Origin of the sequence: Stenotrophomonas sp. LC732, from assembly GCF_052446685.1 — a bacterium.
Lineage (GTDB): Bacteria > Pseudomonadota > Gammaproteobacteria > Xanthomonadales > Xanthomonadaceae > Stenotrophomonas > Stenotrophomonas muris.
This window is the reverse complement of record NZ_CP199214.1, coordinates 3,915,033-3,941,505: the sequence shown is the minus strand read 5'-3', so window position 1 is coordinate 3,941,505 and position 26,473 is coordinate 3,915,033. Positions and strand designations below refer to the sequence as shown.

Annotated in this window: 23 protein-coding genes; 16 read left to right on the top strand and 7 right to left on the bottom strand. The window is 67.8% G+C overall.

From position 1 onward, the window contains the following. The first annotated feature begins 6 nt into the window (after positions 1-6). On the top strand, positions 7-1,221 hold the full coding sequence (locus tag ACT6SE_RS18585; RefSeq protein ID WP_032958343.1) for an FtsX-like permease family protein: 1,215 nt from the start codon (positions 7-9) through the stop codon (positions 1,219-1,221). A 53-nt stretch (positions 1,222-1,274) separates the two neighbouring features. Next, entirely contained in the window at positions 1,275-1,970 is a 696-nt protein-coding gene (locus tag ACT6SE_RS18580; RefSeq protein WP_046432695.1) for an ABC transporter ATP-binding protein, read from the top strand. Positions 1,971-2,049: 79 nt separating this feature from the next. Here ACT6SE_RS18580 and ACT6SE_RS18575 read toward each other — a convergent pair whose 3' ends face one another. Next, the gene (locus tag ACT6SE_RS18575) at positions 2,050-5,400 is read right to left on the bottom strand and encodes an autotransporter domain-containing protein (protein WP_046432693.1); all 3,351 of its coding nucleotides are present in this window, start codon (positions 5,398-5,400) and stop codon (positions 2,050-2,052) included. A gap of 174 nt (positions 5,401-5,574) precedes the next feature. Between ACT6SE_RS18575 and ACT6SE_RS18570 the strand changes: the two genes are divergently transcribed. The 3 genes from ACT6SE_RS18570 to ACT6SE_RS18560 all read left to right on the top strand — a co-directional run bounded on the left by ACT6SE_RS18570 (position 5,575) and on the right by ACT6SE_RS18560 (position 6,735). Then, the gene (locus tag ACT6SE_RS18570; protein ID WP_046432691.1) at positions 5,575-5,988 is read left to right on the top strand and encodes an SLOG cluster 4 domain-containing protein; all 414 of its coding nucleotides are present in this window, start codon (positions 5,575-5,577) and stop codon (positions 5,986-5,988) included. 91 nt (positions 5,989-6,079) lie between these two features. Next, on the top strand, positions 6,080-6,280 hold the full coding sequence (locus ACT6SE_RS18565; protein WP_032958391.1) for a hypothetical protein: 201 nt from the start codon (positions 6,080-6,082) through the stop codon (positions 6,278-6,280). Between the two features lie 104 nt (positions 6,281-6,384). Then, a complete protein-coding gene (locus tag ACT6SE_RS18560; protein ID WP_032958352.1) occupies positions 6,385-6,735 on the top strand; it encodes a VOC family protein in 351 nt (116 codons plus the stop codon). Positions 6,736-6,750: 15 nt separating this feature from the next. On the opposite strand, the gene ACT6SE_RS18555 is transcribed toward ACT6SE_RS18560, so the two are convergent. Further along, the gene (locus tag ACT6SE_RS18555) at positions 6,751-7,380 is read right to left on the bottom strand and encodes a TetR/AcrR family transcriptional regulator (protein ID WP_046432686.1); all 630 of its coding nucleotides are present in this window, start codon (positions 7,378-7,380) and stop codon (positions 6,751-6,753) included. A 124-nt stretch (positions 7,381-7,504) separates the two neighbouring features. Here ACT6SE_RS18555 and ACT6SE_RS18550 point away from each other — a divergent pair, with 124 nt between their 5' ends. Then, on the top strand, positions 7,505-8,977 hold the full coding sequence (locus tag ACT6SE_RS18550; RefSeq protein ID WP_049404761.1) for an MFS transporter: 1,473 nt from the start codon (positions 7,505-7,507) through the stop codon (positions 8,975-8,977). Positions 8,978-8,988: 11 nt separating this feature from the next. Here the strand turns inward: ACT6SE_RS18550 and ACT6SE_RS18545 are convergent, their stop codons facing one another. After that, positions 8,989-9,294 (bottom strand): KGG domain-containing protein, encoded by a 306-nt coding sequence (locus ACT6SE_RS18545; RefSeq protein ID WP_046432675.1) that lies wholly within the window; start codon positions 9,292-9,294, stop codon positions 8,989-8,991. A 194-nt stretch (positions 9,295-9,488) separates the two neighbouring features. Between ACT6SE_RS18545 and ACT6SE_RS18540 the strand changes: the two genes are divergently transcribed. Next, a complete protein-coding gene (locus ACT6SE_RS18540) occupies positions 9,489-10,973 on the top strand; it encodes a DUF4434 domain-containing protein (protein ID WP_444811036.1) in 1,485 nt (494 codons plus the stop codon). A gap of 4 nt (positions 10,974-10,977) precedes the next feature. Here the strand turns inward: ACT6SE_RS18540 and ACT6SE_RS18535 are convergent, their stop codons facing one another. Then, positions 10,978-11,442, bottom strand: a complete 465-nt coding sequence (locus ACT6SE_RS18535) for a MarR family winged helix-turn-helix transcriptional regulator (protein WP_014648520.1) — start codon at positions 11,440-11,442, stop codon at positions 10,978-10,980. Positions 11,443-11,491: 49 nt separating this feature from the next. Here ACT6SE_RS18535 and ACT6SE_RS18530 point away from each other — a divergent pair, with 49 nt between their 5' ends. From ACT6SE_RS18530 to ACT6SE_RS18520, 3 genes are all read left to right on the top strand, one after another. After that, positions 11,492-12,403, top strand: coding sequence for a S41 family peptidase (locus tag ACT6SE_RS18530; RefSeq protein WP_046432677.1), 912 nt, complete (start codon positions 11,492-11,494; stop codon positions 12,401-12,403). A 98-nt stretch (positions 12,404-12,501) separates the two neighbouring features. Next, positions 12,502-13,395: an NAD-dependent epimerase/dehydratase family protein gene (locus ACT6SE_RS18525; RefSeq protein WP_014648518.1), complete on the top strand. Its 894-nt coding sequence runs from the start codon at positions 12,502-12,504 to the stop codon at positions 13,393-13,395. Between the two features lie 211 nt (positions 13,396-13,606). After that, complete coding sequence (locus ACT6SE_RS18520; protein WP_046432669.1) at positions 13,607-16,138, top strand: methyl-accepting chemotaxis protein; 2,532 nt, start codon at positions 13,607-13,609, stop codon at positions 16,136-16,138. 78 nt (positions 16,139-16,216) lie between these two features. On the opposite strand, the gene ACT6SE_RS18515 is transcribed toward ACT6SE_RS18520, so the two are convergent. After that, positions 16,217-16,603 (bottom strand): DUF2628 domain-containing protein, encoded by a 387-nt coding sequence (locus tag ACT6SE_RS18515; RefSeq protein ID WP_046432666.1) that lies wholly within the window; start codon positions 16,601-16,603, stop codon positions 16,217-16,219. 217 nt (positions 16,604-16,820) lie between these two features. Here ACT6SE_RS18515 and ACT6SE_RS18510 point away from each other — a divergent pair, with 217 nt between their 5' ends. After that, on the top strand, positions 16,821-16,991 hold the full coding sequence (locus ACT6SE_RS18510) for a hypothetical protein (protein WP_005419553.1): 171 nt from the start codon (positions 16,821-16,823) through the stop codon (positions 16,989-16,991). 60 nt (positions 16,992-17,051) lie between these two features. Here ACT6SE_RS18510 and ACT6SE_RS18505 read toward each other — a convergent pair whose 3' ends face one another. Next, positions 17,052-19,097: a TonB-dependent receptor domain-containing protein gene (locus ACT6SE_RS18505; RefSeq protein ID WP_046432664.1), complete on the bottom strand. Its 2,046-nt coding sequence runs from the start codon at positions 19,095-19,097 to the stop codon at positions 17,052-17,054. A gap of 497 nt (positions 19,098-19,594) precedes the next feature. On the opposite strand from ACT6SE_RS18505, the gene mdoH reads away from it, so the two are divergent. The 5 genes from mdoH (at position 19,595) to hemC (ending at position 25,500) form a co-directional block, all read left to right on the top strand. Then, entirely contained in the window at positions 19,595-21,520 is a 1,926-nt protein-coding gene (gene mdoH, locus ACT6SE_RS18500) for a glucans biosynthesis glucosyltransferase MdoH (protein ID WP_041863849.1), read from the top strand. Between the two features lie 50 nt (positions 21,521-21,570). Beyond that, complete coding sequence (locus tag ACT6SE_RS18495) at positions 21,571-22,230, top strand: alpha/beta hydrolase (RefSeq protein WP_046432661.1); 660 nt, start codon at positions 21,571-21,573, stop codon at positions 22,228-22,230. 3 nt (positions 22,231-22,233) lie between these two features. Further along, positions 22,234-23,277, top strand: a complete 1,044-nt coding sequence (locus ACT6SE_RS18490) for a sensor histidine kinase (protein ID WP_414615637.1) — start codon at positions 22,234-22,236, stop codon at positions 23,275-23,277. Between the two features lie 10 nt (positions 23,278-23,287). After that, positions 23,288-24,019, top strand: a complete 732-nt coding sequence (locus ACT6SE_RS18485) for a LytR/AlgR family response regulator transcription factor (RefSeq protein WP_014648511.1) — start codon at positions 23,288-23,290, stop codon at positions 24,017-24,019. A gap of 569 nt (positions 24,020-24,588) precedes the next feature. Beyond that, positions 24,589-25,500, top strand: a complete 912-nt coding sequence (gene hemC, locus ACT6SE_RS18480; RefSeq protein ID WP_014648510.1) for a hydroxymethylbilane synthase — start codon at positions 24,589-24,591, stop codon at positions 25,498-25,500. A 118-nt stretch (positions 25,501-25,618) separates the two neighbouring features. On the opposite strand, the gene ACT6SE_RS18475 is transcribed toward hemC, so the two are convergent. Beyond that, on the bottom strand, positions 25,619-26,395 hold the full coding sequence (locus ACT6SE_RS18475; protein ID WP_032961276.1) for a DUF481 domain-containing protein: 777 nt from the start codon (positions 26,393-26,395) through the stop codon (positions 25,619-25,621). Positions 26,396-26,473 lie beyond the last annotated feature (78 nt).

Genomic DNA, 26,473 nt, shown 5'->3' with positions numbered 1-26,473 from the left:
ACCACCATGCAGATCGGCATCGTACTTTCGGCCCTGCGCCGGCACCGCCTGGCGACCTTCCTCATCGCGATGGAGATCGCATTGGCCTGCGCCGTGCTGTGCAACGCGATCTTCCTGATGATCGAGCGGAACGCTGCAATGCAGCTGGTCAGTGGCCTGGACGAGTCACGGCTGGGGGTGATCCAGCTCGACGGCATCGATGCCGAGCGCGCCAACGATGTCAACGCGCGGGTCGTTGGTGCATTGCGGGGGCTGAGCGGCGTGACGGCGGCCGGGCTGGTCAGTGCCATGCCGTTCGGCAGCCCGGGCATACGCGCCGGCGTCAACCTGGACGAGGACCAGCAGGTGCCCGGCGGTGTTCTGGATTTCTACCTGGCCGATGCCGTGGCCCTGGACGCGCTGCAGTTGCACCTGGTGGGGGGGCGCATGCCCGGTGCGGACGAGTTCGCACCGACCGATGAACTGGTGCCGGCCAATCCCCCGGCGCTGGTCACCCAGGAGCTGGCCCAACGCTACTGGCCCGGCGAAAACGCCGTGGGCAAGAGCCTGTGGGCGATGGACACCCGGCTGCGGGTGATCGGCGTGGTCGAGCACATGGCCGTATCCCGCCCCGGCCGCGGTGAAGCCAAGGGCTCGGACTGGTCGGTGATCGTGCCCGCATCGCAGGGGCCGCGCCTGACCGGCCGCTATCTGGTGCGCGCCGAGGCCGGCGACATGAACCGCGTAATGCGCGATGCGCAGCAGGCAATCCGCCGTGTCGCGCCGGACGTGGTGTTCGATGTCGAGGGCAGCCGGCGGATCTCCGAACTGCGCGAGCGGCATTTCGAAGGTGACCGGGTCATGATGGGGCTGCTGGGCGGTGTCATCATCGCACTGCTGGCTGCCACTGCCCTGGGCATTGTCGGACTGGCCAGTTACTGGGTGGAGCAACGTCGCAAGCAGATCGGCATCCGCCGCGCGCTGGGGGCCACGCGCACCGATGTGATGCGCTATTTCCAGATCGAGAACCTGCTGATTGTCTCCATCGGCATCGCGGCCGGGGCTCTGCTGGCCTACGCGATGAACCTGACCCTGATGCGCTTCTACGAACTGCCGCGCCTGCCACTGCTGTACCTGCCGGTGAGTGCGGTGATCCTGCTGCTGCTGGGCCAGGCGGCGGTACTGCTGCCGGCGCTGCGTGCCGCGGCCATCGCGCCGGTGTCGGCCATCCGTTCGTTGTGAGTCCCGCAGCTGCCTTGGCCGGTCGCTGCTTCCATCTGCAAGCGAGAATTCCCATGCTCAGGATGCAAGGCGTCAGCAAAGTGTTCCAGGTGGGTGAAGTCATGACCCATGCATTGCGCTCCATCGACCTGTCGGTGCAGGAGGGCGATTTCCTCTCGATTACCGGCCCTTCCGGCTCCGGCAAGTCCACACTGCTGAACATCCTCGGTCTGCTCGAGGGCTTTTCCGGCGGCCACTACGCGATCGGCGGCGTGGATGTAGGCGGCATGCGCGACGCGGCGCTCAGCGCGCTGCGCAACGAGAAGATCGGCTTCGTGTTCCAGGCGTTCAACCTGATTCCGGATCTGACCATCCAGGCCAATGTGGAGGTGCCCCTGCGCTACCGTGGCATGGCGGCAGCCGAATGCAGGCAGCGTGTGGCCTCGGCACTGGCCCAGGTCGGACTGGGCAGCCGCATGTCGCACTATCCCGGCGAACTGTCGGGCGGGCAGCAGCAGCGCGCGGCGATCGCCCGCGCCATCGCGGGTACGCCGGCCCTGCTGCTGGCTGACGAGCCGACCGGAAACCTGGACTCGCAGATGTCGCAGGGGGTCATGGAGATTCTGCGTGAGCTCAACCAGGGCGGCATGACCATCATCATGGTGACGCATGACAGGGAGCTGGCGGCGTGCGCGGGTCGCAGCGTCCACATCGTGGATGGGCAGATCGTCGAGGTCACAGCGCAGGCCATGCAGGCTCTGTGCGCCTGAGCTGAAAGGGAATCACCTGCAAGCAGAAGGGGCGGCCGATCGGCCGCCCCTTCTGTTTTCATCGCACTGCAGGCACAGATCAGAAACGCACGGACCAGCGTGCATTCGCACCATGGTCACGGCTCTCGCTGCCGAACTGGCCGCTGTAGCCCAGCTCCAGCTGCTGGCGCGAGGTGAGCCACGCCGACAGGCCCAGTTCGGCCACCACCGCGTTGTCGGCGATCGGCGCGCCGTTGACCGCGAACGTGGAGCTGCCATTGGCAAACGCAAGGTTGGCGACCTGGCTGCGATCCCCCGAGGCACGACGATAGCCGACGCCCCCGCGCAGGTGCAGCCAGCTGTCCTGCTGGAACGAAGCCTTCAGCCCCTTGTCGAAGCGCACGCCGGCGGTGGCGATCGTGGTTCCGGTGTCGTCCACCTTGCCCTGCAGCGCCGCTGCTCCACCGCGTTCGCTGATGCGCTTGAGGTCCACTTCCACGCGCGCCACCTGCAGGTACGGCTCCAGCCCGGCTTCGGGGCCACCGAAGCGATAACCAGCTTCGATGAAGGCCTGGCGGGTGCGGGCGTCGTAACGCGCGCTCAGGCTGTCACTGAAACCTGCGAAGGCGACTTCACGCGTGCTCTTCACCTCGTGCTTGCTCCACGCCACACCACCGCGCAGGCCGAAGCCGCCCCAGGTGTGGCTGGCATAGGCACCGAAGTGCGTGTTGTCGATCTTCGACTTGGCGCGGCGGTCCTGCTGCTTGACGTCGGTACGGCCGGTACCGGCCAGCACGCCGACCTGCCAGCCGGAGAACTCGCGGTCGATGCCGACCAGCAGGCCGTTGCTGTTGGCCTCGGTGCGGGCGGTGTTGAAGTCACCGTCCAGCCTGCTGTTGCCACCGATGGCCTGCACCCATGCACCCGTCGCATCACCCACGTCGCTGCCGGGCGCGGTGGCGCCGGCACGGCGTGACAACGCGGCATCGCGCACGTAGCGGCTGCCCTCGACCAGGGCGATGGCCGTGGCCGGATGCAGCTCGCCGCTGAGGCCATCGAGCACGCCACCGACCTGCTGCGGGAACAGCTGGGTCAGCGGCTTGGGCAGGCCCTGGGCGATCGGCAGCAGGTCGGCGGCGGCCGCCACCGCACGCTGGTTGGGCGTGTTGGCAGCCGTGGCCAGCGAAGCGCCACGGGCAACGTCGATGCGCGTGCCATTGGCACCGTAGGCCAGGCTGAACTGCAGGAAAGGCGAGAACGCACTGAAGTCGGTCTTGGCGAACTGGCCGCTGATGCCACCGTCGGCACGCAGGACGTTGAACTGTTCGCCGAGGTAATACACGCCCGGTTCCGGCAGGGCGACCAGGGTGCCGCCGAGGGTGGCGGTGCCGGTCACGTGCAGCTGGTCACTGCGGCCACCCGGTGCCAGCTCCGCCGCATACACGCCGGTGGCGCCCTGCACGTAGTTGCCGTTGATGGTCAGCGTGCCGATCGAGTTGCCCGGCGCGATGATGCCGTCCACGCGGGTGTTGCCGAGCGTGCCGACGCCCTTCAGCAGGCCATTGGCGCCGACGGTGGTGGTGCCACCGGTCTGCGTGCCGTTGAAGGACACCACGCCGCCGTTGACCACCAGGTTGCTGTTATCCAGCACGCCGCTGGTGCTGACCGTGCTGACGCCACCGGTGGTGGTCAGGGCGGTGGAGACCAGCCTGCCGTTGAGCAGCAGCCGGCCACCCTGGACCTCGACCGCCGAGGTGAGCGTGTTGGCGCCGTTCAACTCCAGCATGCCGTCCTGCACCACGGCGCCGTTGAAGCTGTTGTTGCCGCTCAGGCGCAGCCAACCGATACCGGATTTGGTCAGCTTGCCGGGGCCGCCGATGTCGTTGGTCCAGTTGTCCCACGCATCGCCTTCCCAGACCTTCAGGCCGCCGGCCCTCTGGTTCATCACCACGTTGGTGTCCACGCGCAGCGAGCCATAGCCCTCGATGGCCTTGCGCAGGTCGACCATGCCCCAGCCGTAGATTGCATCGATGCCTGGCGCGCCGAGATCGCGTGCGGTGGTCAACAGCACGTCGCGGACCTGGGCGTTGTCCAGGTACGGGAAGCGCTCCATCAGCAGGCCGAGGGCGCCGGTGATATGGGGGGCGGCCATCGACGTGCCGGTCTTGGTGCCGTAGACGTAGTTGGTGTTCTCGCTGTCGATGATCAGCCGCACGTAGGCGGAGGTGTTCTCGATGCGGCCCTGGATATCGCCGGAGACGATGGTGCTGACGATATCGGTACCGGGGGCCGAGATGCACCAGTTGGCGGCAACCCCGCAGATGCTGGAACTGCCATCGATCACGTAGTCGGTTTCACCTGCGGCGGCGTCGGGCCGGCGGACATTGGCGACCGCCAGCCAGTACGGTTCCAGTTCGGGCTTCCAGCGCGGCATCGAGGCGGTGATGCCGGCAACCGCACCGCTGCCGTTGCCAGCCGACCACACCTGGATGAGAGTGGAACCCGGGGCATCGCCGTTGTTGGCGTAGATGCTGCCGTATACGCCGTAGTCGGCACCGATGCTGGCGTACTGCTGGTCCAGCGCGGCGGCGGTCATGTTGCGCGTGGAAATGCCCCAGCTGTGATTGATGGCGCGTACACCCTGCGCTTGGATCTGCGCATACATGTCCAGCGTGGCGGCATCATCCGGATCGGTGCGGTACACCGCGCGCGGACGATAGAACCTGTCCGGGTCCAGGCGCCACTCGTAGTAGGTGTCACCGAACACGCGGGCGGCAGTGAGATCCGCACCAAAGGCCACGCCATGCATGCCGGTGCCATTGCGGTTGGCGCCGATGGTGCCAAGCACATGCGTGCCGTGATCGGCGTAGCTGAAGCCATAGGGCTGGCCGGCGGCGATCAGGCGTGCCGCCAGTGAGGCCGGAACGCCGGCGCCCAGTCCGTAGTAGTTGTAGCCGGGCTGTTCGCCGCGGGTCTGCCCGCAGGCGCCGGCCCCTGCGACCACGCCCGGCGTCGCACAGTCGGCACCGATGGTGATGCTGGAGGTATTGCGTCCTGCAAACTCCGGATGCGCCAGTGCGGAGCCCGAGTCGAACAGCGCCAGGCGTACGCCCTTGCCGGTCAGGCCGCGCGCATAGGCGTAGTCCGCGCCCATCGCGCCCAGGCCCCAATCGGCGTTGAATTCGTCGCTGCGCCAGCTGGCCGGATCGCCGGGATTGCCAAGAACGGCGGTGCTGCTGGCGGCAGCTGCCGTGGCCGTGGTTGCAGGTGCGGTGCTGGCAGCGGGCTGCGCCCACGCGGCCTGCAGCTGGCGCTGCTGCTGCCAGGCCTCGAGTGATTCGCTGGCCATGGCTGGCAGTGCGGTGGCCAGCAGCAGCGAGCTGGCGACGGCAAGCGCCAGCGGGCGATGCGACAGGGAGCGGGACGAACGGCCGTACAGCGGGTGATTCATCGGACAACTTCCTTGGTTGACGGACAACAAGGCCGTTAACGCCAAGGCATGGCGATATCCCCCAGTAATGTGAAGGGAATTTTATGAACGTGTTAATGTTTTGTGATCGGTGCATGGTGCGGCTCCAGCGGGCAGGGCACCGTGACCCTTCCTTCCGAGGCTTCGGAACCGCCCATGCGTACCGCATTCCGTAAACCACCGTTGGCGGTATTGGGCGGTGCCGATCCTGGCAGCGACGCGTTCGAGCGCGCAGCTGGTGGCCAGGTGCCCAGCGTCATCCCGGAAGGCAGCATGCCGCCGGCCGACTGGCCGGCCACGGTGGTGGTGCCCTGTGGCATGGGGGATGCGCGCAACCTGATCATGGCCCTTGCCGGTGATGCCTGCATCGTCAGCGGTGGGCGCGCCTGCACGATCTCGGAGGTTTGGCTGCACAAGCGGCCGCTGCTGCCGCTTGCAGGGGCAGGTGGCGGGTCCGACGCGCTGCCGGACACCCCGCCGGACGAGCGCGGCAATTCGCCGATCCTGCCGTGGCGCAACAGTGATGAGCTGGCCGGGCAACTGCGTGTCCTGGGAATGCTGCAACACTGAGTCCAGCCGCATCCGCCTTCACCCAACGTCCCGTGTGCAGCGCTAAGGTTGCCCGGCCTGGGCTCACCAGGCTTATCAAGGAGTGATGTCGATGCGTACTTTCAGGAAAGTGATCGCCGGTGCTGTGTTCGCGTTGGCCTGTAGTGGGTCGGTGGCCGTGGCCGGACCGGTCCAGCCCTGCGATTTTCCCTGCTGGAAGGCCTACCAGGCGTGTGTAGCCGGTGGGGGTGATGCCATGGAATGCCAGTACGAATACGATCGATGCGTCATGGAGCGCTGCGGCGCGGTGTAAGCCCAGCCATGATCGGCTGATGACGGGCCCCGTCCATGACGGGGCTCTTCTGTTTGTGCGCAGGGTCGGGCACTTTCGGCGCATTCTTCCTGGTGGAGTGGAACATGGCCGTCATGCGTGTCGTCGCCAACATCGCCACGTCTGATCCCGCCCGCGCCGCTGCATTCTATGGCGAGCTGCTCGGCATGCCGGTGGTGATGGACCATGGCTGGATCGTCACCCATGGCGGGCAGGGCAGTGCGCTGGCGCAGGTCAGCTTCGCCAGCGAAGGGGGTTCCGGCGCACCGGTGCCGGACCTGTCTATCGAAGTGGACAACCTGCAGGAGGTGCTGGAACGCATGCACGCGGCTGGCATCGCGCTGGACTATGGGCCGGCCGACGAGCCCTGGGGCGTGCGGCGCTTCTTCGTCCGCGACCCGTTCGGCCGGCTGTTGAACATCCTCGCCCACGCCTGAGCGACGGCGGGCGCTTCAGCGACGGGTGCCGCCACGCTTCGGCGCCGGCGACACGCCGACCATGCGCAGGCAATCGGCCACCACCGCCGCAATGAAGGTGTCGGCGTCCTGCGTGGGCGCAGCGATCAGGTCATCGGTGGCGCCATGTACGCCGGCATAGATCAGCGAGGCCGTGATCTGCGGTGCCGGCAGCTGCCACAGGCCTGCACGGGTGCCCGCCTCGAGGATGTCGAGCAGCTGCTGCTGGATGGCGTTGCGCTCGGCATTGCCGCGCTGGTGGTGGTGATGGTTGGCGTAGACGACGTCGTGCAGTGCGTGCGTGCGCACATAGGTCTCGATGTTGGCGCGGATCCAGGCGCACAGTCGCGCCACGCCATCGTGGGCAGGCTGCTGCTGAACGGCATGGTCGACCTCGGCCATGAACTGCAGCGTGTAGCGCTGCGCCAGCGCCTGCAGGATCTCGGTGCGCGAGGCGAAGTAGGTATAGAACGTGCCCTTGGCCACGTCGGCGGCGGCCACGATGTCACTGATGGTGGTCGCTTCCACGCCCTGTGACAGGAACAGCGCCTGCGCGGCGTCCATCAGCTCTTCCTGGCGGGTTTCAGCGGGTTTGGTGCGGGGCCTGGCGACTGCGGGAATCTGCATGGGGCGGGGTCCGGGTGCGACGGTCGCCATTCTAGCTTCCTCCGGCAATGACTGACCGCCGGTCATTGACTGACGGTCAGTCAGCAAACTACGATGCGCGCACGCTCCCTCCCGGCATCCGCACATGCAACGCTTCCGACGGCCGGCCCTGGTGCTGGCGGCCTACCTGGGCACCTTCCTCGCCTCGCTGGACATCAGCATCGTCAACGTCGCGCTGCCGACGCTGCAGCAGGCACTGCACACCGACATGGCCGGGCTGCAGTGGGTGATCAACGCCTATGCCATCGCCCTGTCCGCAGTGATGCTGTCGGCGGGGCCGCTGGGTGACCGCTATGGCCACCGCCGCATGTGGCTGCTCAGCGTGGCGACCTTCACCGTGGGCTCGCTGCTGTGTGCCTGCGCAGGCAGTCTTTCCGCACTGGTGGCGGGGCGGGCGGTGCAGGGGGTGGCCGGCGCCCTGCTGATCCCGAGTGCGATGCCGATCCTCAGCCATGCATTCCCTGATCCGCGCCAGCGTGCACGCGCGATCGGGGGCTGGTCGGCGTTCAGCGCGCTGGCGCTGGTGCTGGGGCCGCTGCTGGGAGGCGAACTGGTGCAGCGCGCAGGTTGGCCCAGCATCTTCCTGATCAACCTGCCGCTGGGCCTGCTTGCACTCGCGCTGGGGGCCTGGGGCATTCCTGAGCGACGGCATCCGCAGCACGCCGCGCTGGACCCGGCCGGGCAGCTGCTCAGCATCGTCGCGCTGGGTGCACTCAGTTACGGCCTGATCGCGATCGGCGAGCACGGCCTGCTGGCACCTTCGACCCTGCTGGCGCTCGGCATCGCAGCATCCGGCCTGGCGCTGTTTGCGTGGGTCGAGCGCCGCGTGGCGCGGCCGCTGCTGCCGCTGGACCTGTTGGCGAAGCCGGGTTTCGGCATGCTCAACCTGGCCTCGTTCGTGCTTGGATTCACCGCTTATGCGAGCCTGTTCTTCCTGTCGCTGTTCTTCCAGCAGGCGCAGGGACATGGGGCTGCGCAGGCCGGTGCGCAGCTGGTACCGCAGTTCGTGCTGATGGCGGTGGTGTCGCTGCTGTTCGGCCGTCTGGCGGCGTGGTTCGGGCTGCATGCCGCGCTGGTGACGGGCTATGCAATGACAGGCATGGCGCTGTGTGCGATTGCCACGTTCGAGCCGACTACAGCGCACGGCCAGGCCAGCGCACTGCTGATGCTGCTCGGCACTGGCATGGGACTGGCGGTACCTGCGACCGGCATGGCGGTGATGTCATGCGTACCGGCCGAGCGTGCCGGCATTGCGTCGGCCACGATGAACGCGCTGCGCCAGGCGGGCATGAGCCTGGGCATCGCGCTGCTGGGCAGCCTGATGGGCCTGCGCGCGGTACGCCAGTTCACTGCGACCGCGCAGGCGGCAGGGCAGCCCGCAGTGGCCGCACAGGCGCGCACGCTGATCCTGCAGCCGTCGTCACTGCTGCCGGGGACACAGATACTGGCCTGGTACCGCGGCGCGATGGCCAGCGGTTTCGGCTGGGCGATGGCTGTCGCGGGCGTGCTGGCCCTGTTGGCGGCGCTCGCCCTGTACCGCCAGTGCAGGCGCGCCTGAGCACGCTGCGGTCAGCCCTGCTGGCGTTGCGGCCCTTCCTTCGTCGGCGCGGGTTCGGCCGCGTGCTGCCGCTGTTGCCGTGCATTGGCGTGGCGCGCGTGCCCGCCTTCGCGGCCGATCGCTGCCATGTGCTGGCGATTGCGGCTGATCGCCTCGCCGCCCTTGCGGCCTGCCACGCGTGCCTCGGCCGGGCTGAACTCATGTGCATTGCCGGACGCATGCGCGGCGCGTCCACCCTTTGCGGCAATCGCGCGCTGCTTGTCCCGGTCCATCGAAGCGAAGCCGCGATGGGAGGTGCCGTGATGCTGGTCAGCCATGTGAAGGCTCCCGGTGCATGGAAGGGGAGCTCATCCTTGCGTGTGCCCGGCTAAGGCAGTGTCCGCACCGGCGGTGCTGCCCTCACGCCACACCGCACTGGCTTTCACGGCGCAACTACGCCGCTGCGCGATGAGCGCCGCTTGGCTAGGATGGACCGGCATGGCGGATGACCGCCCAGACAGGAAAGGACGCCGTGAACAGATTCGGATGGCTTGTACTGCTGGCCTGCGCTGCACCGGCCCATGCGGACACTGCGCTGCTGAGCGGCAGTTTCGTTCACTTCGGTTACTCGTCCACCGATGAGCAGCTGCCAGCGGCGCAGCTGCCGCTGTTCCTCGACGAACTGCGGGACCTGGGCAACGACACGCTCATCATCGGCCAGACCCGCGCCACCCGTGCCGGCGTGGGCTGCGCCAGCAGCGCGCAGGATTTCGAATGGATCGCCGGCTTCCCGGCCAAGCTGGGCACGGTGCTGGACGCGGCCGCAGCGCGTGGGATGAAGGTCGTGGTCGGCACCACCTACAGTTCGGGCCAGTGTGCGGCATTCTGGCAGGGCTCTAACGCTGCAGCGGTGGCGCAGGACGCAGCGCAGTCGATGGCGCAGCTGGCCCAGCAGTACGCGATGCATCCGGCATTCGCCGGCTGGTACATCACCGATGAGCCCGCGCAGGTACCGGCCGAGCGTGCGTCGTTCTATCGTTCAATCGTTTCCACACTGAAAGCGGCGACGCCGTCCAGGCCGGTGATGGTGGCGCCCTATCTGGCATCCTCCAGCGTCGACCCGGCCAGCGTGGCCAGTGCTGCGCTACGGTTTCGCTCTGCCACGGGGGTCGACGTGCAGATCTGGCAGGACGGCATCGGCGCGGCGTCGCACGCGAAACTGTTCCAGTGGGATCGACCGGGCTATTCCACCGAGCAGTACTACCAGGCGTTGTCGGCGCAGCTGGGCGCCAGCGCTGTGTGGGCCGACATCGAGCTGTTCAACCATGGCAGCCCGCTGTTCCTTGATACCGGTAACGGCCTGTCCGGTGCATACCGGTCGGCGTCGGTGCAGCGCATCAACCAGCAGTTGTGGAGCGCGCGTTCGGCTGGCAAGCGCGTTGCCTGGCTCAACCAGTACCACCTGTCCGAAGTGGTCGGCCCCGGCCAGGGCTACGGCGAGGCGCCGCGGATGATGAACACCTATCGCGGGTTGTACGGGTTGGGTGCCTCGTACCTCGTCGATCCGGTGCAGACCACCTATCACTACAGCGTGGCGCCGGCGACCAGCTATCCCGACGGCAGCGGCCATGAGCTGTTCGACCGCCGGGTAGGCGACCCGCGCAATCCGATGGACGCGGGCTGGGTAGGCGTGCACGGCAACGTCAGCATCACCATCGACCTGGGCCAGCGCCGACGGGTGGACTGGATCGGCCTGCATACGATGACCCGCCCGGCCTGGGGCATCGTCACGCCGACTTCGGTGGAGGTGATGTGCGCCGAGCCCGGAACTGCCGCCGTAACCATCGGCACGCTGTCGGCACCCTTCACCCAGTCCGGCGTGATGGGCTCGACCGAAGAGGAGTACGTGCTCGGCAATGCAGCCCCCCTGGCTGCGCAATGCCGCACGCTGGAGCTGCGCGTGGCCAACGTCAGCTGGACATTCCTCAGCGAGATCGAGATGGCTGCAGAGCAGTAACGCCTCAGCGCCGGCGGGCGTCCTGCAGGCGCTGTGCGAAGGGCCGTTGTTCGAGCGCCACCAGTGCTTTGCGCAGCACCTGCTCCAACGACTGCCCCAGATCGGCATCGAGGCTGCGTGCCGCCACTGCGGTGGCCTGCCATTGCGCCTGCAGCACAGGCATCGCGCGCTGCGCGCGCGGGCTCAACTGCAGGATGCGTTCGCGCCCGTCGTCACCATTGGCAGTGTGCAGCCAACCATCGCGCACCATCGCCGCCACGGTCTGGCTGAGCGCCGAATGGCTGAGCCCGCAGGCCAGCGCGAGGTCCTTGATCCGGCAGGGGCCCTGCGCCATCAGCGTGCGCAGCACCGGCGTGTAGCGCGGCCGGTAGTCCAGTTGCAGGTGCCGGTAGGCCTGCTCGACGGCCGGGTCCAGCTGGTCGAGCAGGGCGCGCAGCAGGGTACCCAGTGTGGCGTGTTGGAGATCCATGAGCGGGATGATATATAAGCGCTTATATATCCTCAATGCGGGGTGGATGATGGCGGTCTCCTGGATGCTCGGCGCGCTGCTGGCGACGGCCTGCCCGGCGCAGGATGCGGTGCTGCAGGCGGCCGCCAGCGCCGTGCAGGCGCAGTACCTGGACGAGGCGGAGGCCGCCCGCATCGCCGATGCCCTGCGCAGCTGGTCGGCGCAGCAGCGGTATGCGGACAGCTGTTCGGATCCTGCTGCGTTCAGCGCACGCCTGAACCAGGACCTGGACATGTTCGATGGCCACTTCCACGTTGAGCGCGTGGACGCAGCTGCCGGCCAGGACGACTGGTTGATGGCCTGGCGTGCCGATGCCCGCAGCAATGGTGCCGGTGTGCGCGAGGTGCGGGTGCTGGAAGGCAACATTGGCTACCTGCGGTTGAGTACTTTTTACCCGCTGGATCTGGCGCGGCCGAAGTTCGCTGCGGCCTTCACGCTGCTGGCCGACACCGATGGCCTGGTGCTGGATCTGCGCCAGAACGGGGGAGGCGACGATGCAAGTGCCGACCTGCTGGTGCGCACGCTGCTGGACGCGAAGATCGGCGCGGTGCAGCAGCTGGACCAGCGTGGCCGGCGCACGCCGGTACCGCTGCCGCCTGCCAGCCTGCCTGTGTACCTGAAGCCGCTGGTGGTGCTGATCGACCGGCGTACCGGTTCGGCGGCCGAGTTCGTCGCCTATTCGCTGCAGGCCCTGGGCCGCGCGCGCATTGTCGGCACGCGCAGTGGCGGTGCCGCGCATATGTTTGGTGATCCTGTGTTGCTGCCCGATGGCTATCAGATCAGCATTCCCGACCGGCAACCGATCAATCTGCGCACCGGCGGCAACTGGGAAGGCACCGGCGTGAGGCCTGATGTGGCCGGCGGCGACGATCCGCTGTTCATCGCGCGGCAACTGCTGGCGCCTGCGAGGTCGTCAAGATGAACGCACGATTGCATGGCTGTCCTATCGCAGATGCGCGAATGCATGCCTAGAATCGAAGCATCCCGGTAGTTCCCGGGCGCTTCGAGTGAATGGACTCAATGAAGATTCTGTTGACCGGCAGTTCCGGGCGCATCGGGCGCGCGATCTTCGGTGCGTTGGCGGCCGCCCACGAAGTGGTGGGGCTGGACCGCAGCCCGTTCGCCACCACGCGCATCATTGCCGATGTCACCGATCGCCAGGCGGTCACGCGTGCGGTGCAGGGCGTGGACGCGGTCATCCATACCGCGGCCCTGCATGCTCCGCATGTCGGCCTGGTGCCGGACGCGGTATTCCAGCAGATCAACGTGGAGGCAACCGCGCACCTGCTGCAGGCCGCACGCGAAGCCGGCGCACGGCGTTTCGTGCTGACCAGCACCACCGCGCTGTACGGCCATGCCGTGGTAGCCGGTGGCTGCCGTTGGATCGACGAAGACACCGAGCCACTGCCGCGCACGATCTACCATCGCACCAAGCTGCAGGCCGAGACCCTGGCTGAAGCTGCCGCCACGCCGGGCTTCAGCGTTCGCGTGCTGCGCATGGGCCGGTGCTTCCCGGAACCGCCCGAGCGCATGGCGATGTTCCGCCTGCATCGCGGCATCGACGCCCGCGATGTGGCCAGCGCACACGCTGCACTGCTGCTCGACGAAGGCGCCCGATTCGCCCGCTATCTCGCCTGCGCACCGACGCCGTTCCGGCGCGAGGACTGCCTGGAACTGGCCACCCACCCGCGCAGCGTGCTGGCCCGTCGCGCGCCGCAGCTGCTGGCCGAGTTCGAACGCCGTGGCTGGCCGCTGCCATTGAGCATCGACCGTGTCTACGACAGTGCCCGCCTGCGCAGTGAGCTGGGCTGGCAACCGTGCTTCGGGCCGGACGACGTGCTGCAGCAGTATGCCGTCGGCAGCATCGAGGTACTGCCGCGCGCGCAGTGGATCAAGGACCGCGTGGCCGAGTGAGGCCATCGCGACGGACGGGTGGCTGACCCGACCCTGAGCAGATTCAGGAATGTGCAGGCCGGTCGCCTCAACCTCGTTGGCGGGCGGCCGCTAACCCGGTGCGCTTCCAGCGCCGGGCCCGCCCGGCGGCCGGTGGCCTGCGCGACGGATCGCGCGCCTGCGCGGTGCCTTCGTGGTGCCGGTCGTCCTGAACTGCCTTGCGGACCCTCCCATGCCTTCTTCCCGTTCCGCCGCTGCCCGCCGCCCGGGCAGCATCGCCCACAAGCTGATGCTGGGCACCGCCGCGATCGCGCTGCTGTGCTTCGGCCTGACCGCGTTCCTGATCTACCGACAGGCCAGCGCCAGCCTGATCAGCGCCTCGCGCCAGACCATGACCAGCGAGGCGACCGCTGAGGCGCGCCAGGTGGCGGCCGATCTGGGCACCGCCTTTGCCAGCAACGATGCCATGGTTGAAGGCGTGCTGGCCCAGCGCGCCCGTGGTGACGTGCCCGACCGCGCCAGCCTGGCGGCGGTGCTGGGCGAGCAGCTGCGCGCCCATCCCGAATGGCTGGGCAAGAGCACCATGTGGGAGCCCGATGCCTTCGACGGCAAGGATGCCGAGTTCGTCAACACCGAGGCGCACGATGCCACCGGCCGCTACATGAGCTACTGGGCCTGGCAGGAGGGCAAGCCGCAGCAGTCGGTGATGACCGATTACACCGAGACCGCCAGCGGTTCCGGTGACTGGTACATGGTGCCCAGCCGCGACAAGCTGCCGAAAGTGAGCGAACCGTATGCCTATGACATCGCCGGGCAGCAGGTGCTGATGAGTACGCTGAGCACGCCGATCATCGAGAACGACAGGTTCCTCGGTGTGTTCACCGTCGACTTCTCGCTGGCAGCGTTGCAGAAGCACCTGGCCACGCTGAAGCCGATGGGGGCCGGCCGCGTCGAACTGCTGTCGCCGAAGGGCGTGGTGCTGGCCTCGGCCAATGCCGCCGAAATCGGCAAGCCTCGCAACGACGCACTGACCCGCAGCATGCTGGCCGAGATCGCCGCCGACCGCCCCTTCGAGGCCTTCAGCCCCGATGCGGCCGGCAACGTGCGCGTGTATGTGCCGCTGCGCGTGGGCGATGCCCCGCAGCGCTTCGCGCTGGGCGTGGTGATGCCGCATGCGGTGATCGTGGCCGAAGCGCGCCAGCTGCTGTGGCTGACCCTGCTGGTCGGCGTGATCGCCGCGCTGACCCTCAGCGCCGGTGTCTACATACTGCTGCGCCGCCTGGCGATCCGCCCGCTGGCCGAAGCGGTGCGCGTGGCCGGTGACGTCGCCGCCGGCAAGCTGGACAGCACCCTGCCAGCGCGCAGCAACGACGAAGTGGGGCGCCTGCTGGACGCGATGCAGGGCATGCGCGGCCAGCTGCAGGCGGTGATGGCTGCGCAGGCCGAAATGGCGCGCCGCCACGATGCCGGTGAACTCAGCTACCGCATGGATGCCGCGGCGTTCCCGGGCGAGTACGGCCGCATGGTGGCCGACAGCAACCAGCTGGTGGCCTCCAGCAACGCGATCACCCAGCGCCTGGTTGAAGTGATGCAGCGCTATGCCGTCGGCGACCTCAGCGTGGACATGGAAGCACTGCCGGGCGAGAAGGCGGTGTTCACCGCTGCGATGGCGACCACCAAGCGCAACCTGGCCGCGATCAACGAGCAGATCCAGCAGCTTGCCGCTGCGGCCGCCGCCGGTGACTTCGCCGTGCGCGGTGATGCACTGCGCTTCGACCACGATTTCCGCCGCATGGTGGAGACCCTCAACACCATGATGGAAGTCAGCGACCACAACCTGGCCGCACTGTCGACGCTGCTGCGCGCGATCGCCGGCGGTGACCTCAGTACCCGCATGCAGGGTGACTTCCATGGGGTGTTTGCGGTGATGCGCGACGATGCCAACAGCACCGTGCAGCACCTGACCCAGATCGTCGGCCAGATCCAGCAGTCGGCAGCCAGCATCCGCCTGGCCGCCGGTGAGATCGCTGCCGGCAACAGCGACCTGTCGCGCCGTACCGAACAGCAGGCTGCCAACCTGGAGGAAACCGCCGCGTCGATGGAAGAACTGACCTCCACCGTGCGCCAGAACGCCGACCACGCGCTGCAGGCCAACGCGCTGGCCGGTTCCGCGGCGGGCGTGGCCAGCGAAGGCGGCCAGGTGGTCAGCCAGGTGGTGCACACCATGGAGCAGATCGAGGCGTCTTCGCAGCGCATCGCCGAGATCATCTCGGTGATCGATGGGATTGCGTTCCAGACCAACATCCTGGCGTTGAACGCAGCAGTGGAAGCGGCGCGCGCCGGTGAGCAGGGCCGTGGCTTCGCCGTGGTTGCCAGTGAAGTGCGCGCGTTGGCGCAGCGTTCGGCGGGTGCTGCGAAGGAGATCAAGGAGCTGATCGACGCCTCGGTGGCCCAGGTCGGTGCCGGTGCGCAGCTGGTGCACGGCGCGGGGCGCACCATGCAGGACATCGTCGGTCAGGTCGGTCGGGTCAACGAGATCATGGCCGAGATCTCGGCCGCGTCGCGCGAACAATCGGCCGGCATCGAGCAGGTCAACCAGACTGTGGTGCAGATGGACGAAACCACCCAGCAGAACGCCGCGCTGGTGGAGGAAGCCAGTGCCGCCGCGCGCGCGATGGAGGAGCAGGCCGAGCAGCTGGCGGTGGCGGTGTCGCGCTTCCGCCTGCAGGCCGAGCCGGCGGCCGTGGCACGCCGCGCGGCCTGATCGCGCAAATGAAGACGCCCGGCGGGGGCCGGGCGTCGGTTGCGTCCTTGCCGCGCATCCCTGCGCCGGTCTGATGGCTTAGAACATTCCTTCAAACGGGTTCCAGCTGGCGCGACCTTCCACCTTCTCCAGGTAGTAGCTGTAGTTGGTGCTGGAGGCGACCAGCAGATTCATCGCGATGAACAGCATGCGCCCGACGACGTCGGGAAGGAACATGCTGATGATGGCCAGCGCGATGTTGATGCCGATGACCACCAGCGCCTTGCGCCACATGCCCAGGATCAACAGGTAGATCGCACCGAAGAACAACGCGAAGAAGTTCAGGTTGATCTTCAGGCGGTCACCGAACGACAGCGCCTTCCAGGCCTGCTTGAAACCGGGATTCTTGGGCGCGCCATGCTGGCGGAAGAAGTTGAAGCGGAACTGCCACTTCGGGCTGAACTGGGACAGGTCAGTGGTATTCATTTGGGGGAAACATCCCTGTGAGAAAACGTTTTCATGATAAGGCAAGTCCTATTCAGGATCCAAGGGCTGCCGTCAAAAATGTGACGCGTGCCGTGTTCCACGTGCTGCGGCCGGGTGCCGCACCGTCACCCGCCCGCCTTGTTTTTAGGATAGGGTGCGCAGTTCCGCTGCCGCCCCGGTTGGACCCGTGCGGCGGCGGGATGTCCATGGAGGTTGCATGACCACACCTGCTACACCGGAAAACGCACCGGGACCGGTGCTCCTGCCGACACCTGAAGTGGTGCAGGCACAACAACTGCTCGCACGCCAGCAACTGGCGGTGGCGATGGACCGTGCGCGCACGGCCGCCACGCGGGACGCGGCACCGGCCGCGCTGGAAAGCGAGTAACCCGCAATACCGTCGATCGCGCTGGCATGTCGCCAGCGCGATCACGGCGCGTGCCGCCGGTCAGAAGCGCGCGGTCATGCTGAGGAAGTAGCTGCGCCCGGCGACGAAGTAGTCGGTGGAGCCTTCCGCATACAGCTTCTTGTCGGCCAGGTTGCTGACGCCACCGCGCAGGGTCAGCACCTCGTTGACGTTCCATGCCACGGTCAGGTCATACAGGGTGTAGGCCTTGAGGAAGGTCGTGGCGGTGCCGGTCTGCTTGCCGGTGTACTGCGCCGACAGGCTGCCGGAGAACACCGTATTCGGCGTCCAGTCCAGCGACGAGTAGCCGGAGAATTCCGGCGTATCGATCAGGTTGCGGCCGGTGGTCAGGTTCCTGGCTTCCTTCATCCAGGTTGCCGAGGTGCGCCAGCGCCACTGCTCGCCGAAGCGGACGTTGAAGTTGCCTTCCATGCCGCTGGTGCGCGCGCGCTGCACGTTGCTCATGCGCGTCCACCAGATGCCGTTGAAGCGGCCCAGCGGTGCGTATTCGATCTTGTTCCGGAAGTCGGTGTGGAAGTAGGTCACGCCAACATCGATCAGGTCATTGTCGAAGCTGATGCCGATCTCGCGGTTGGTGCTGGTTTCCGGATCCAGGTCCGGGTTGCCGGCCATGTAGCACCCGCCGCGGGTATAACCCAGCGGGATCAGCGAGGTGCAGCCACGGCCGCCGGACTGGGTGGCAGCGGTGGCCGAATTCTCGGTCAGGCTGGGCGCACGGAACCCCTTGGAGACGCCACCGCGGATGGTCCACTGTTCGGCCGGATGCCAGACCAGGTACGCACGCGGGCTGACGTGGCCGCCGAACTTCTCATGGTGGTCCAGGCGCGCGCCCACGGTCAGGGCCAGGGTGCGGTGCAGCTTCAGTTCGTCTTCGACAAAGAGCGCCCAAGTATCCACTTCCAGGCTGGAGCCGCTGACGGCGTTGCCGGCGTAGTCGATCGGCGCGCGGCCGATGGTATCGGTGTTGGTCAGTTCCTGGCGCTTCCACTGCCCACCCACGGCAAACTGGTGTTCAACGCCCAGAGTGAACGGCGTGGTCAGGCTGCCTTCGATGATCGTGTCGGTGGCCTCTGAGCGGCCGGTGGCGCCGATGTCGTTCTTGTATTCGGTCCAGTACGCGCTGAGCCTGGAGGTGCCGAAGCTCCACGTGCCATCGTGGTTGAGCGCCAGCGAGCTGCGCTTGAGCTCACTGGCTCCCCAGGCGCCTTCGTCCTGCTTTTCCAGCGACGCATCGATGAAGGCCTGCTGCACGCCATGGCCGGCCTCCAGCGACAGTTCCTGTGCGTCGCTCAGCTTCCACTGCAGCAGCGCATCGACAGTGCGGTCCTTCTCGCCGGCGTAGGCATTGCCGTAGACACCGTGGTTGGACTGGTCCGAATCACGGCGCATGCTGTTGGCACCGATGCGCAGGCCGAAGCGTTCGCCCAGTGGGCCGGAGAAGGTCGCGCCGATCTGCTGGGTATCGCCGCGCTTGCCATCACCGGGACGGGTGTAGCTGTGGGTGGCGCTGCCGTTCCATTCGTCGCCGATGCGCCGGGTGATGATGTTGATCACCCCGCCCATGGCGTCGGAGCCGTACAGCGAGGACATCGGCCCACGCACCACTTCGATGCGTTCGATCTGGTCGGGCGAGATCCAGTTCAGGTCCTGGCGGCCGAGGTCGGGGCGGTAGTTGGTCGCGGCCGAGCTGCCCATGCGCTTGCCGTCCACCAGCACCAGCGTGTAGTTGGACGGCATGCCGCGCAGCTTGATCTTGGACTGTTCGCCGACGGCGCTGAGGCCGCCGGTCACGCCCGGCACGCGGCTGAGCAGGGTGGCCAGGTCGGGAACCGGCTGGCGCTCGATGTCCTCACGGCTGATCACGCTGATGCTGGCCGGGGCATCCTTGATCCATTGCTGGCTGCCCGAGGCGGTGACCACCACGGTATCCAGATCCTTGGTGGAGGCATCGGCGCCGGCCTCTGCAGCGGCCAGGCCTGGCAGGGCCAGCAGGCAGGCGGAGGCCAGGGCAGGGGCCAGGCGGGTGCGCGGCAGGCGCGCGGAACGGGAACGGGACGATGGGGACATGGCGGCTTCCATGGGAGGTGGGGTGACCCGGTGGAAGCAGCAGGCGCAGGCAGACAGCAGGCAGCCACCCTTCCGTGGGTCGTCGGTGCGCGCGGTGTGGACCGGCGCAGCTGGGTGGGTCGCGGCCGTGCGGGAAGACGGTGACCTGCCTGGTTAATGAAATGATAACCGTTCGCGTTTGATACGATCCAGTACCCGGGGCGATGCAATGACATCTGGCCATCCCCCGACGTGATCGCCTGCTATTTGCTGAATGGGGATAAATCCCGGCGTAGGCCTTCGCACCCGGCTTACATTCAGCGCCCTAGACTGGGCCGCATTTTCGATTCCGCCCCGTTGGAGATCGTGTGGGTTCCGGTAGTGACAGACATCGACTGTGCGGCCTGAAGCCGACACAGTCTGGACAAGTGCGGGCGCCGGGAAAGCGCGCCGGGAACCTTGGTGCATGCAGCCCGGCCGGGATGGCCGGCCGTGCCGACGGCGCGGAGTAGGCGGCGATGGGGGTGCAGACCATCCATGCGGAAGCAGAAACGCCCCGGCTCGACGCCGGCTGGGCGCTGCTGCCCGCTGAATCGCCGTTGCAGATGCCCGAACAGACCCTGCGCGAAGGTGCACTGAAGGTCCGGCGGCATCGCACGTCGCCGCGCCTGATCGGCCTGCGCCGGCTGTACATCTTCGGTGGCACGCTCGGCATGACCGCCGTGGCCACGCGGATGATGTGGCGGGTGCTGTCGGCCAATGGCATCAGCGTGCTCGAAGCCTGCCTGCTGGTGCTGTTCGTTGGCCTGTTTGCCTGGATCGCGCTGTCTTTCGCCAGCGCCCTGGCCGGCTTCCTGACCGCCGTGTTCGACCGTGGCTATCGCCTCGGCATCGACCCGGACAAGCCGCTGCCGACCGTGCACAGCCGCACCGCGCTGCTGATGCCGACCTACAACGAAGACCCGCGCCGCCTGCTGGCGGGCCTGCAGGCGATCTACGAGTCGGTGGCGGCCACCGGCCAGCTCGGCCGATTCGATTTCTTCGTGCTCAGCGATACCCGTCGCGAGGACATCGCCGCTGCCGAGGAGCGGGTGTTCGGCGAGCTGCGCGAGCGGGTGCCGGACGGGCAGATCCGCCTGTTCTACCGCCGCCGTGGTGACAACAGCGGGCGCAAGGCCGGCAACATCGCCGACTGGGTCCGTCGCTTCGGCGGTGCCTACCCGCAGATGCTGATCCTCGACGCCGACAGCCTGATGACCGGCGACAGCATCGTGCGCCTGGTGGCCGGCATGGAGCACAACGCCGACGTCGGCCTGATCCAGACCCTGCCGTCGGTGATCGGCGGCCGCACCCTGTTCGCACGCATGCAGCAGTTCGGTGGCCGCGTGTACGGGCCGGTGATCGCTCGTGGCGTGGCCTGGTGGCATGGCGCCGAGAGCAACTACTGGGGCCACAACGCCATCATCCGTACCCGCGCCTTCGCCGACCACGCCGGCCTGCCGGCGCTGCCGGGGCGCAAGCCGTTCGGCGGCCACGTGCTCAGCCATGACTTCGTCGAAGCAGCGTTGATGCGTCGTGGCGGCTGGGCCGCGCACATGGTGCCCTACCTCGGTGGCAGCTATGAAGAGGGCCCGCCGACGCTGACCGATCTGCTGGTTCGCGACCGCCGCTGGTGCCAGGGCAACCTGCAGCACGGCAAGGTCGTGGGCAGCCGCGGCCTGCACTGGATCAGCCGCACGCACATGCTGATCGGCATCGGCCACTATTTCACCGCACCGATGTGGGCAATGCTGATGCTGATCGGCATCGCCATCCCGCTGTTCCAGGAGGGCATCGACTTCAATGCCCTGCTGCACCTGTCGCCCAGCGTGTACTGGCGCGCACAGGACGAAGAGCAGGTGGTGCGCCTGTTCGCCGCCACGATGGCGGTACTGCTGCTGCCCAAGGTGCTCGGTTACCTGGCGATGCTGCTGGACCCGGTCGACCGCCGTGGCTGCGGCGGTGCGATCCGTGCCTTCGTGTCGATGCTGGTGGAAACCGTGCTGGCCGCGCTGATGGCGCCGGTGGTGATGTACGTGCAGTCGCGGGGCGTGGCCGAAGTGTTGTCCGGCCGCGATTCCGGCTGGGATGCGCAGCAGCGTGACGACGGCGGCATCTCGTGGCTGGCACTGATCCGCGGCTACGGTGGCCTGGGTGTGTTCGGCGCCTTCATGGGCGTGCTGGCCTGGGCCGTGTCGCCGTCGCTGGCGGCGTGGATGGCGCCGGTGGTGATCGGCATGGTGTTGGCCATTCCGGTGGTGGCGCTGACCTCCTCGCGTGGTCCGGGCGCCTTCCTGCATCGCCTGGGCCTGCTGGACATTCCCGAAGAGAACATCCCGCCACCGGTACTGGTCCGCGCCGCGCAGCTGCGGCGCGAAGCGGCCGAGCAACCGCCGCTGTACTGATTGCCCCACGCCAGCGGCATAATGCGGCTCGAACTTGAAGGAGCCGCATCATGCTGCAAACGGTGGAACAGGAAACCGGCGCCTCGCCGCAGTGGTCGGTGATCTGGCTGCACGGCCTCGGCGCCGATGGCCATGATTTCGCGCCGATCGTGCCGGAGCTGGTGCGGCCGCACTGGCCGGCGCTGCGCTTCGTGTTCCCGCACGCACCGGTGCGGCCGATCACGATCAACAACGGCGTGCCCATGCGCGGCTGGTACGACATCGTCGGCATGGACTTCCGGTCGCGTGCCGACATGGCCGGCGTGCAGGAATCGGTGGTGCAGCTGGACGCGCTGATCGCGCGCGAGATCGAGCGTGGCGTCGCGGCGGAGAAGATCTTCCTGGCCGGCTTCTCGCAGGGTGGTGCGATCATCCTGACTGCTGCGCTGTCGCGTACCGCGCCGCTGGCCGGCGTGATCGCCCTGTCCACCTATCTGCCCGAAGCCGACAGTGCCACGCGCGTTGAAGGCGCGGTGCAGGTGCCGGTGTTCATGGCCCATGGCAGTGGCGACCCGGTGATTCCGCAGGCCGTGGCGGCCCACAGCGCACAGGCGCTGCGTACGCTGGGCCTGGACGTGGCGTGGCACAGCTACCCGATGGCCCACCAGGTCTGTGCCGAGGAAATCCAGGCACTGGGTGACTGGCTGCAGGAACGGCTGGGCGCGGCCTGAGCCATGCCCCTGGCCAGCCCATCGCCGTGGATGCCGGAACTGTGCCGCCTGCCGCGGCTGGCGGCGATGCTGGGCCTGGCCGAGCTGGTGGTGGTGGTGCTGGCCCTGGCCCCGGATGGCAGCCGCCACTGGACCGTTGGCGAGCTGCTGTCGGCCAGCGGCTTCGCGCTGTGGCTGGCGCTGGCCGTGACCGCCAGCCTGTGCCTGCTGCGGCAGGCGCTGTCCAGGCTGCCGCAGGTGATGGGGGCGGTCGCTGCCATCGCACTGGCGGCCCTGATCGCGGTCGTCTGCGCCGGCATCGTGCACGCGCTGTACGCGGTGCTGGGTGACAGCTTCGCCAACGGCATCAGCTTCTGGCGCTTCACCCTCGGCAGCGCCGCCACCACCGCGCTGATCACCGCGCTGGCGCTGCGCTACTTCTATGTCAGCGACCGCTGGGCCGCCCAGGTGCAGGCCAATGCACGCGCCCAGGCCGATGCGCTGCAGGCGCGCATCCGCCCGCATTTCCTGTTCAACAGCATGAACCTCATCGCCAGCCTGCTGCATCGGGACCCGGCGGTGGCCGAGCGTGCCGTGCTCGACCTGTCCGATCTGTTCCGTGCTGCGCTCGGTGCAGGCGAGGGCGATTCCACCCTGCGCGACGAATGCGAACTGGCCGAGCGCTACCTGTCGATCGAATCGCTGCGCCTGGGCGAACGCCTGCAGGTGCGCTGGCAGCGTGACGAGCCGCTGCCGTGGGACCTGCCATTGCCAAGGCTGGTACTGCAGCCGCTGGTGGAAAACGCCGTGCTGCATGGCATTTCGCGCCTGCCCGAGGGCGGCACCATCGAGCTGCAGCTGCTGCGCGAGGGCAACGATCTGCAGATCCGCGTGCGCAATCCCGCGCCTGATCCGCAGGCGCCCGGGCTGGCCCTGGCGCGGGGGGCTGGCCATGCCCAGCACAGCATCGGCCATCGGCTGGCCTGGCGCTTTGGCAGTGCCGCGCGGATGACGGCTGGCTGGAGCGAGGGCTACTATGCCTGCCAGGTGACAGTGCCGATCCAGTGAGGGGACGATCGTGAGGGTAGTCATCGCCGATGACGAACCACTGGCGCGTGAGCGCCTGCGCAGCCTGTTGGCCGCACAGGACGGCGTGGACGTGGTGGCCGAGGCCGGCAACGGCGAGCAGGCCCTGCACGCGTGCGCGGAACTGCAGCCGGACCTGGTCCTGCTGGACATCGCAATGCCTGGGCTGGACGGCCTGGAAGCAGCCCGCCACCTGGCCAGCTTCGAACCGCGGCCGGCGGTGGTGTTCTGCACTGCCTACGATGCGCATGCGCTGTCGGCCTTCGAAGCGGCAGCCATCGATTACCTGATGAAGCCGGTGCGCGCCGAACGCCTGGCAGCGGCGATTGCACGGGCACGCACGTTCCTGGCCGGTCGCGATGGCCAGCCGCAGGCGCACAGCGGGCAGCAGGCACGCAGCGTACTGTGCGCACGCCTGCGCGGCAGCCTGCGGCTGATTCCGCTGGACGACATCCACTACCTGCAGGCCGAAGAGAAGTACGTGGTGGTGCACCACGCGCGCGGCGAGGACCTGATCGAGGAATCGCTGAAGTCGCTGGAAGAAGAGTTCGCCAGCCGCTTCATCCGCATCCATCGCAACTGCCTGGTGGCGCGGCACGAGCTGGTGGAGCTGCGGCGCGGCTCCGGCGGGCAGGTGCAGGCGGTGCTGCGGCATGGCAGGCAGCCGCTGGAAGTCAGCCGCCGCTGTGTGGCGACGCTGAAGCAGGAACTGCGGCATCTGTGAGTGGTCCCGCGCGGCCTGCGGCCGCGACTGCTATGAAATCAACAGCAACAGCAACAGCAACAGCGGGTCATGGCTCGTTGTTTCTACGTGCTGGGCCGGGCCGGGGTGGGGCGGCGGGACACGCTGCAAGTACATCCATGTAAGCTCGATGGCGCCATCCATGGCGCCAACGGTCCCGCCACCCCACCCCGGCCCAACCCTCTCGTTTTTCCCGCGTCGGACGGCAAAGGCATTGTTGTTATCGGGTGGGGGAAGAGGGGTCAGATCCCTTTTCCTGCGGAAAAGGGATCTGACCCCGGAAGCCGTCGGCTGTTGCCTTTGCTTCTGCACTCTTTTTTTGATCTTCCGTGGCTGGCGCACACGGAAACTGTCAGGGGCCGGGGCGGTGGGGTCATGCGGGGTGTCTGCGGCATGGATGCCGCGGCCAAGCCCCCAGGGATGGGTTCACGGCGTCCCCTCATGACCCCACCGCCCCGGCCAAGCGCGGCTGTTGCTTTCACGACCCCGCCGCCAGCCACGAGGGGCTCCGCCGTTGGCCGTATCCGCGCCGAAGGCGCGATAATGACCGGATGGAAACCGTCCGCATCGCCACCCGCAAGAGCCCGCTCGCCCTCTGGCAAAGCGAACACGTCGCCAACCGCCTGCGCCAGGCCCATCCCGGGCTGCATGTGGAACTGGTGCCGATGAGCACCCGCGGTGACGAGGTGCTCGACCGCTCGCTGGCCGCCATCGGTGGCAAGGGCCTGTTCCTGAAGGAGCTGGAGCTGGCCATGCTGCGCGGTGAGGCCGACTGCGCCGTGCACTCGCTGAAGGATGTGCCGATGGAACTGGACGAACCCTTCGCGCTGCCGGCGATGCTGACCCGCCACGATCCAGCCGATGGTTTCGTCTCCAACCTGTACGCCTCGCTGGACGCGCTGCCGATCGGTGCGCGGGTCGGCACCTCATCGCTGCGCCGCCAGGCCCAGCTGCGCGCGCTGCGCCCGGATCTGGAATTGCTGGACCTGCGCGGCAACGTCAACACCCGCCTGGCCAAGCTCGACAATGGTGGCTACGACGCCATCGTGCTGGCCGTGGCCGGCCTGGAGCGCCTGGGCCTGGGCGGGCGCATCGTCGCGCGCCTGCAGCCGCCGCAGTGGCTGCCGGCACCGGCGCAGGGCGCGGTGGCGGTGGAGTGCGACGGTGGCAATACGCGCCTGATGGCGCTGTTCGCCACGCTTGATGACGCCGCTACGCGCGCCTGCGTGGAAGCCGAGCGGGCGATGAACCGCGCGCTGCATGGCAGCTGCCACGTGCCGGTGGCGGCCATCGCGCAGTGGCAGGGCGACGACCTGCACCTGCAGGGCCTGGTCGGCAGTGCCAGCGATGGTCGTGCGGTGCGCGCCGAGGCGGTGGGACCGGCCCGGGATCCGGAGGCGCTGGGCCAGCGCGTGGCGAAAATGCTGCTGGAAGCCGGTGCCGGCGAACTGCTGAACGTCTGAGCTACCGCCGGTAGTGCCGGCCGCTGGCCGGCAACCGCGTGCCACCACTTGAACGCAGTTGCCGGCCAGCGGCCGGCACTACCGGAAGAAGAACGGGCGCCCTGGGCGCCCGTTCTGCTTACTTGAACTTGTAGACCACGTTCATCGTGGTCAGCGTATCGGTCTTGCGCTTGTCTTCGGCCACGTCACTGTTGTAGCGCGCCTGCCAGCCGGCCTTCAGTGCCAGGTGCTCGTTCATGCTCACCGAGACACCGAAGTCGTTCTGGCCGAAGGTGTTGTACGAACCGGATTCGACCAGCAGCGTGTTGACCAGGTCGGTGTTGTCAGTCAGCGAATACTTCATGTCGAACAGGCCACGGCCGATCAGGCCGGTGCGGGTGCGGTCGTCCTCGGTGCTGTGGGTGCGGCGCACACCGGGGCCGATCTGCGCGTCGAACGAGAAGCGCTCGGTGTTCCACAGGCGGGTGCCGTAACCCAGACCGAACGAGCTCTGGCGGTCGTAGGTGGCGAAGTCGTCGCGTTCCGTACGCACCGTCGCGGTCAGCTGGCGGTGTTCGCCCAGCTGCAGCGCGCTGCCGGCACTGCCGGTGTAGCGGTTGGCGGTGGTGTTGTTGCGGCGGGTGGTGGTGCCGTCGTCGTTGGTTTCGGTCACCTTGGAGCTGGAGCGCAGGCCGAACAGGTCCATGCTGTGCACCCAGTCACCGTCGGTGTAGCGCAGGCGCAGGCGGCCGTTGAAGCTCTCGGTGCTGCTGTTGCCGCGTGCCGAGGCAAACCCGAGCTCGCCACCACTGCCGCTCCACGGCGAGGACATCGCCGCCAGTTCGGAGGCATCCTGTGCGTATGCGAGCGGCGCACACAGCAGCAGGGGGATCAGCAGGGACACGCGCAGGGACATCGAGGCTTCTCCGGAACGGTTGACAGCCGGTGATGATACTGGAAGCGTGATGGCGGTCCGAATCGATCCAATGCGCGC

Excerpts from the sequence above, each read along its gene's own strand:
- ACT6SE_RS18585 (WP_032958343.1), top strand. The coding sequence starts at position 7 with ATGCAGATCGGCATCGTACTTTCGGCCCTGCGCCGGCACCGCCTGGCG.
- ACT6SE_RS18580 (WP_046432695.1), top strand. The coding sequence starts at position 1,275 with ATGCTCAGGATGCAAGGCGTCAGCAAAGTGTTCCAGGTGGGTGAAGTC.
- ACT6SE_RS18575 (WP_046432693.1), bottom strand. The coding sequence starts at position 5,400 with ATGAATCACCCGCTGTACGGCCGTTCGTCCCGCTCCCTGTCGCATCGC.
- ACT6SE_RS18570 (WP_046432691.1), top strand. The coding sequence starts at position 5,575 with ATGCGTACCGCATTCCGTAAACCACCGTTGGCGGTATTGGGCGGTGCC.
- ACT6SE_RS18565 (WP_032958391.1), top strand. The coding sequence starts at position 6,080 with ATGCGTACTTTCAGGAAAGTGATCGCCGGTGCTGTGTTCGCGTTGGCC.
- ACT6SE_RS18560 (WP_032958352.1), top strand. The coding sequence starts at position 6,385 with ATGGCCGTCATGCGTGTCGTCGCCAACATCGCCACGTCTGATCCCGCC.
- ACT6SE_RS18555 (WP_046432686.1), bottom strand. The coding sequence starts at position 7,380 with ATGCAGATTCCCGCAGTCGCCAGGCCCCGCACCAAACCCGCTGAAACC.
- ACT6SE_RS18550 (WP_049404761.1), top strand. The coding sequence starts at position 7,505 with ATGCAACGCTTCCGACGGCCGGCCCTGGTGCTGGCGGCCTACCTGGGC.
- ACT6SE_RS18545 (WP_046432675.1), bottom strand. The coding sequence starts at position 9,294 with ATGGCTGACCAGCATCACGGCACCTCCCATCGCGGCTTCGCTTCGATG.
- ACT6SE_RS18535 (WP_014648520.1), bottom strand. The coding sequence starts at position 11,442 with ATGGATCTCCAACACGCCACACTGGGTACCCTGCTGCGCGCCCTGCTC.
- ACT6SE_RS18530 (WP_046432677.1), top strand. The coding sequence starts at position 11,492 with ATGGCGGTCTCCTGGATGCTCGGCGCGCTGCTGGCGACGGCCTGCCCG.
- ACT6SE_RS18525 (WP_014648518.1), top strand. The coding sequence starts at position 12,502 with ATGAAGATTCTGTTGACCGGCAGTTCCGGGCGCATCGGGCGCGCGATC.
- ACT6SE_RS18520 (WP_046432669.1), top strand. The coding sequence starts at position 13,607 with ATGCCTTCTTCCCGTTCCGCCGCTGCCCGCCGCCCGGGCAGCATCGCC.
- ACT6SE_RS18515 (WP_046432666.1), bottom strand. The coding sequence starts at position 16,603 with ATGAATACCACTGACCTGTCCCAGTTCAGCCCGAAGTGGCAGTTCCGC.
- ACT6SE_RS18510 (WP_005419553.1), top strand. The coding sequence starts at position 16,821 with ATGACCACACCTGCTACACCGGAAAACGCACCGGGACCGGTGCTCCTG.
- ACT6SE_RS18505 (WP_046432664.1), bottom strand. The coding sequence starts at position 19,097 with ATGTCCCCATCGTCCCGTTCCCGTTCCGCGCGCCTGCCGCGCACCCGC.
- mdoH (WP_041863849.1), top strand. The coding sequence starts at position 19,595 with ATGGGGGTGCAGACCATCCATGCGGAAGCAGAAACGCCCCGGCTCGAC.
- ACT6SE_RS18495 (WP_046432661.1), top strand. The coding sequence starts at position 21,571 with ATGCTGCAAACGGTGGAACAGGAAACCGGCGCCTCGCCGCAGTGGTCG.
- ACT6SE_RS18490 (WP_414615637.1), top strand. The coding sequence starts at position 22,234 with ATGCCCCTGGCCAGCCCATCGCCGTGGATGCCGGAACTGTGCCGCCTG.
- hemC (WP_014648510.1), top strand. The coding sequence starts at position 24,589 with ATGGAAACCGTCCGCATCGCCACCCGCAAGAGCCCGCTCGCCCTCTGG.
- ACT6SE_RS18475 (WP_032961276.1), bottom strand. The coding sequence starts at position 26,395 with ATGTCCCTGCGCGTGTCCCTGCTGATCCCCCTGCTGCTGTGTGCGCCG.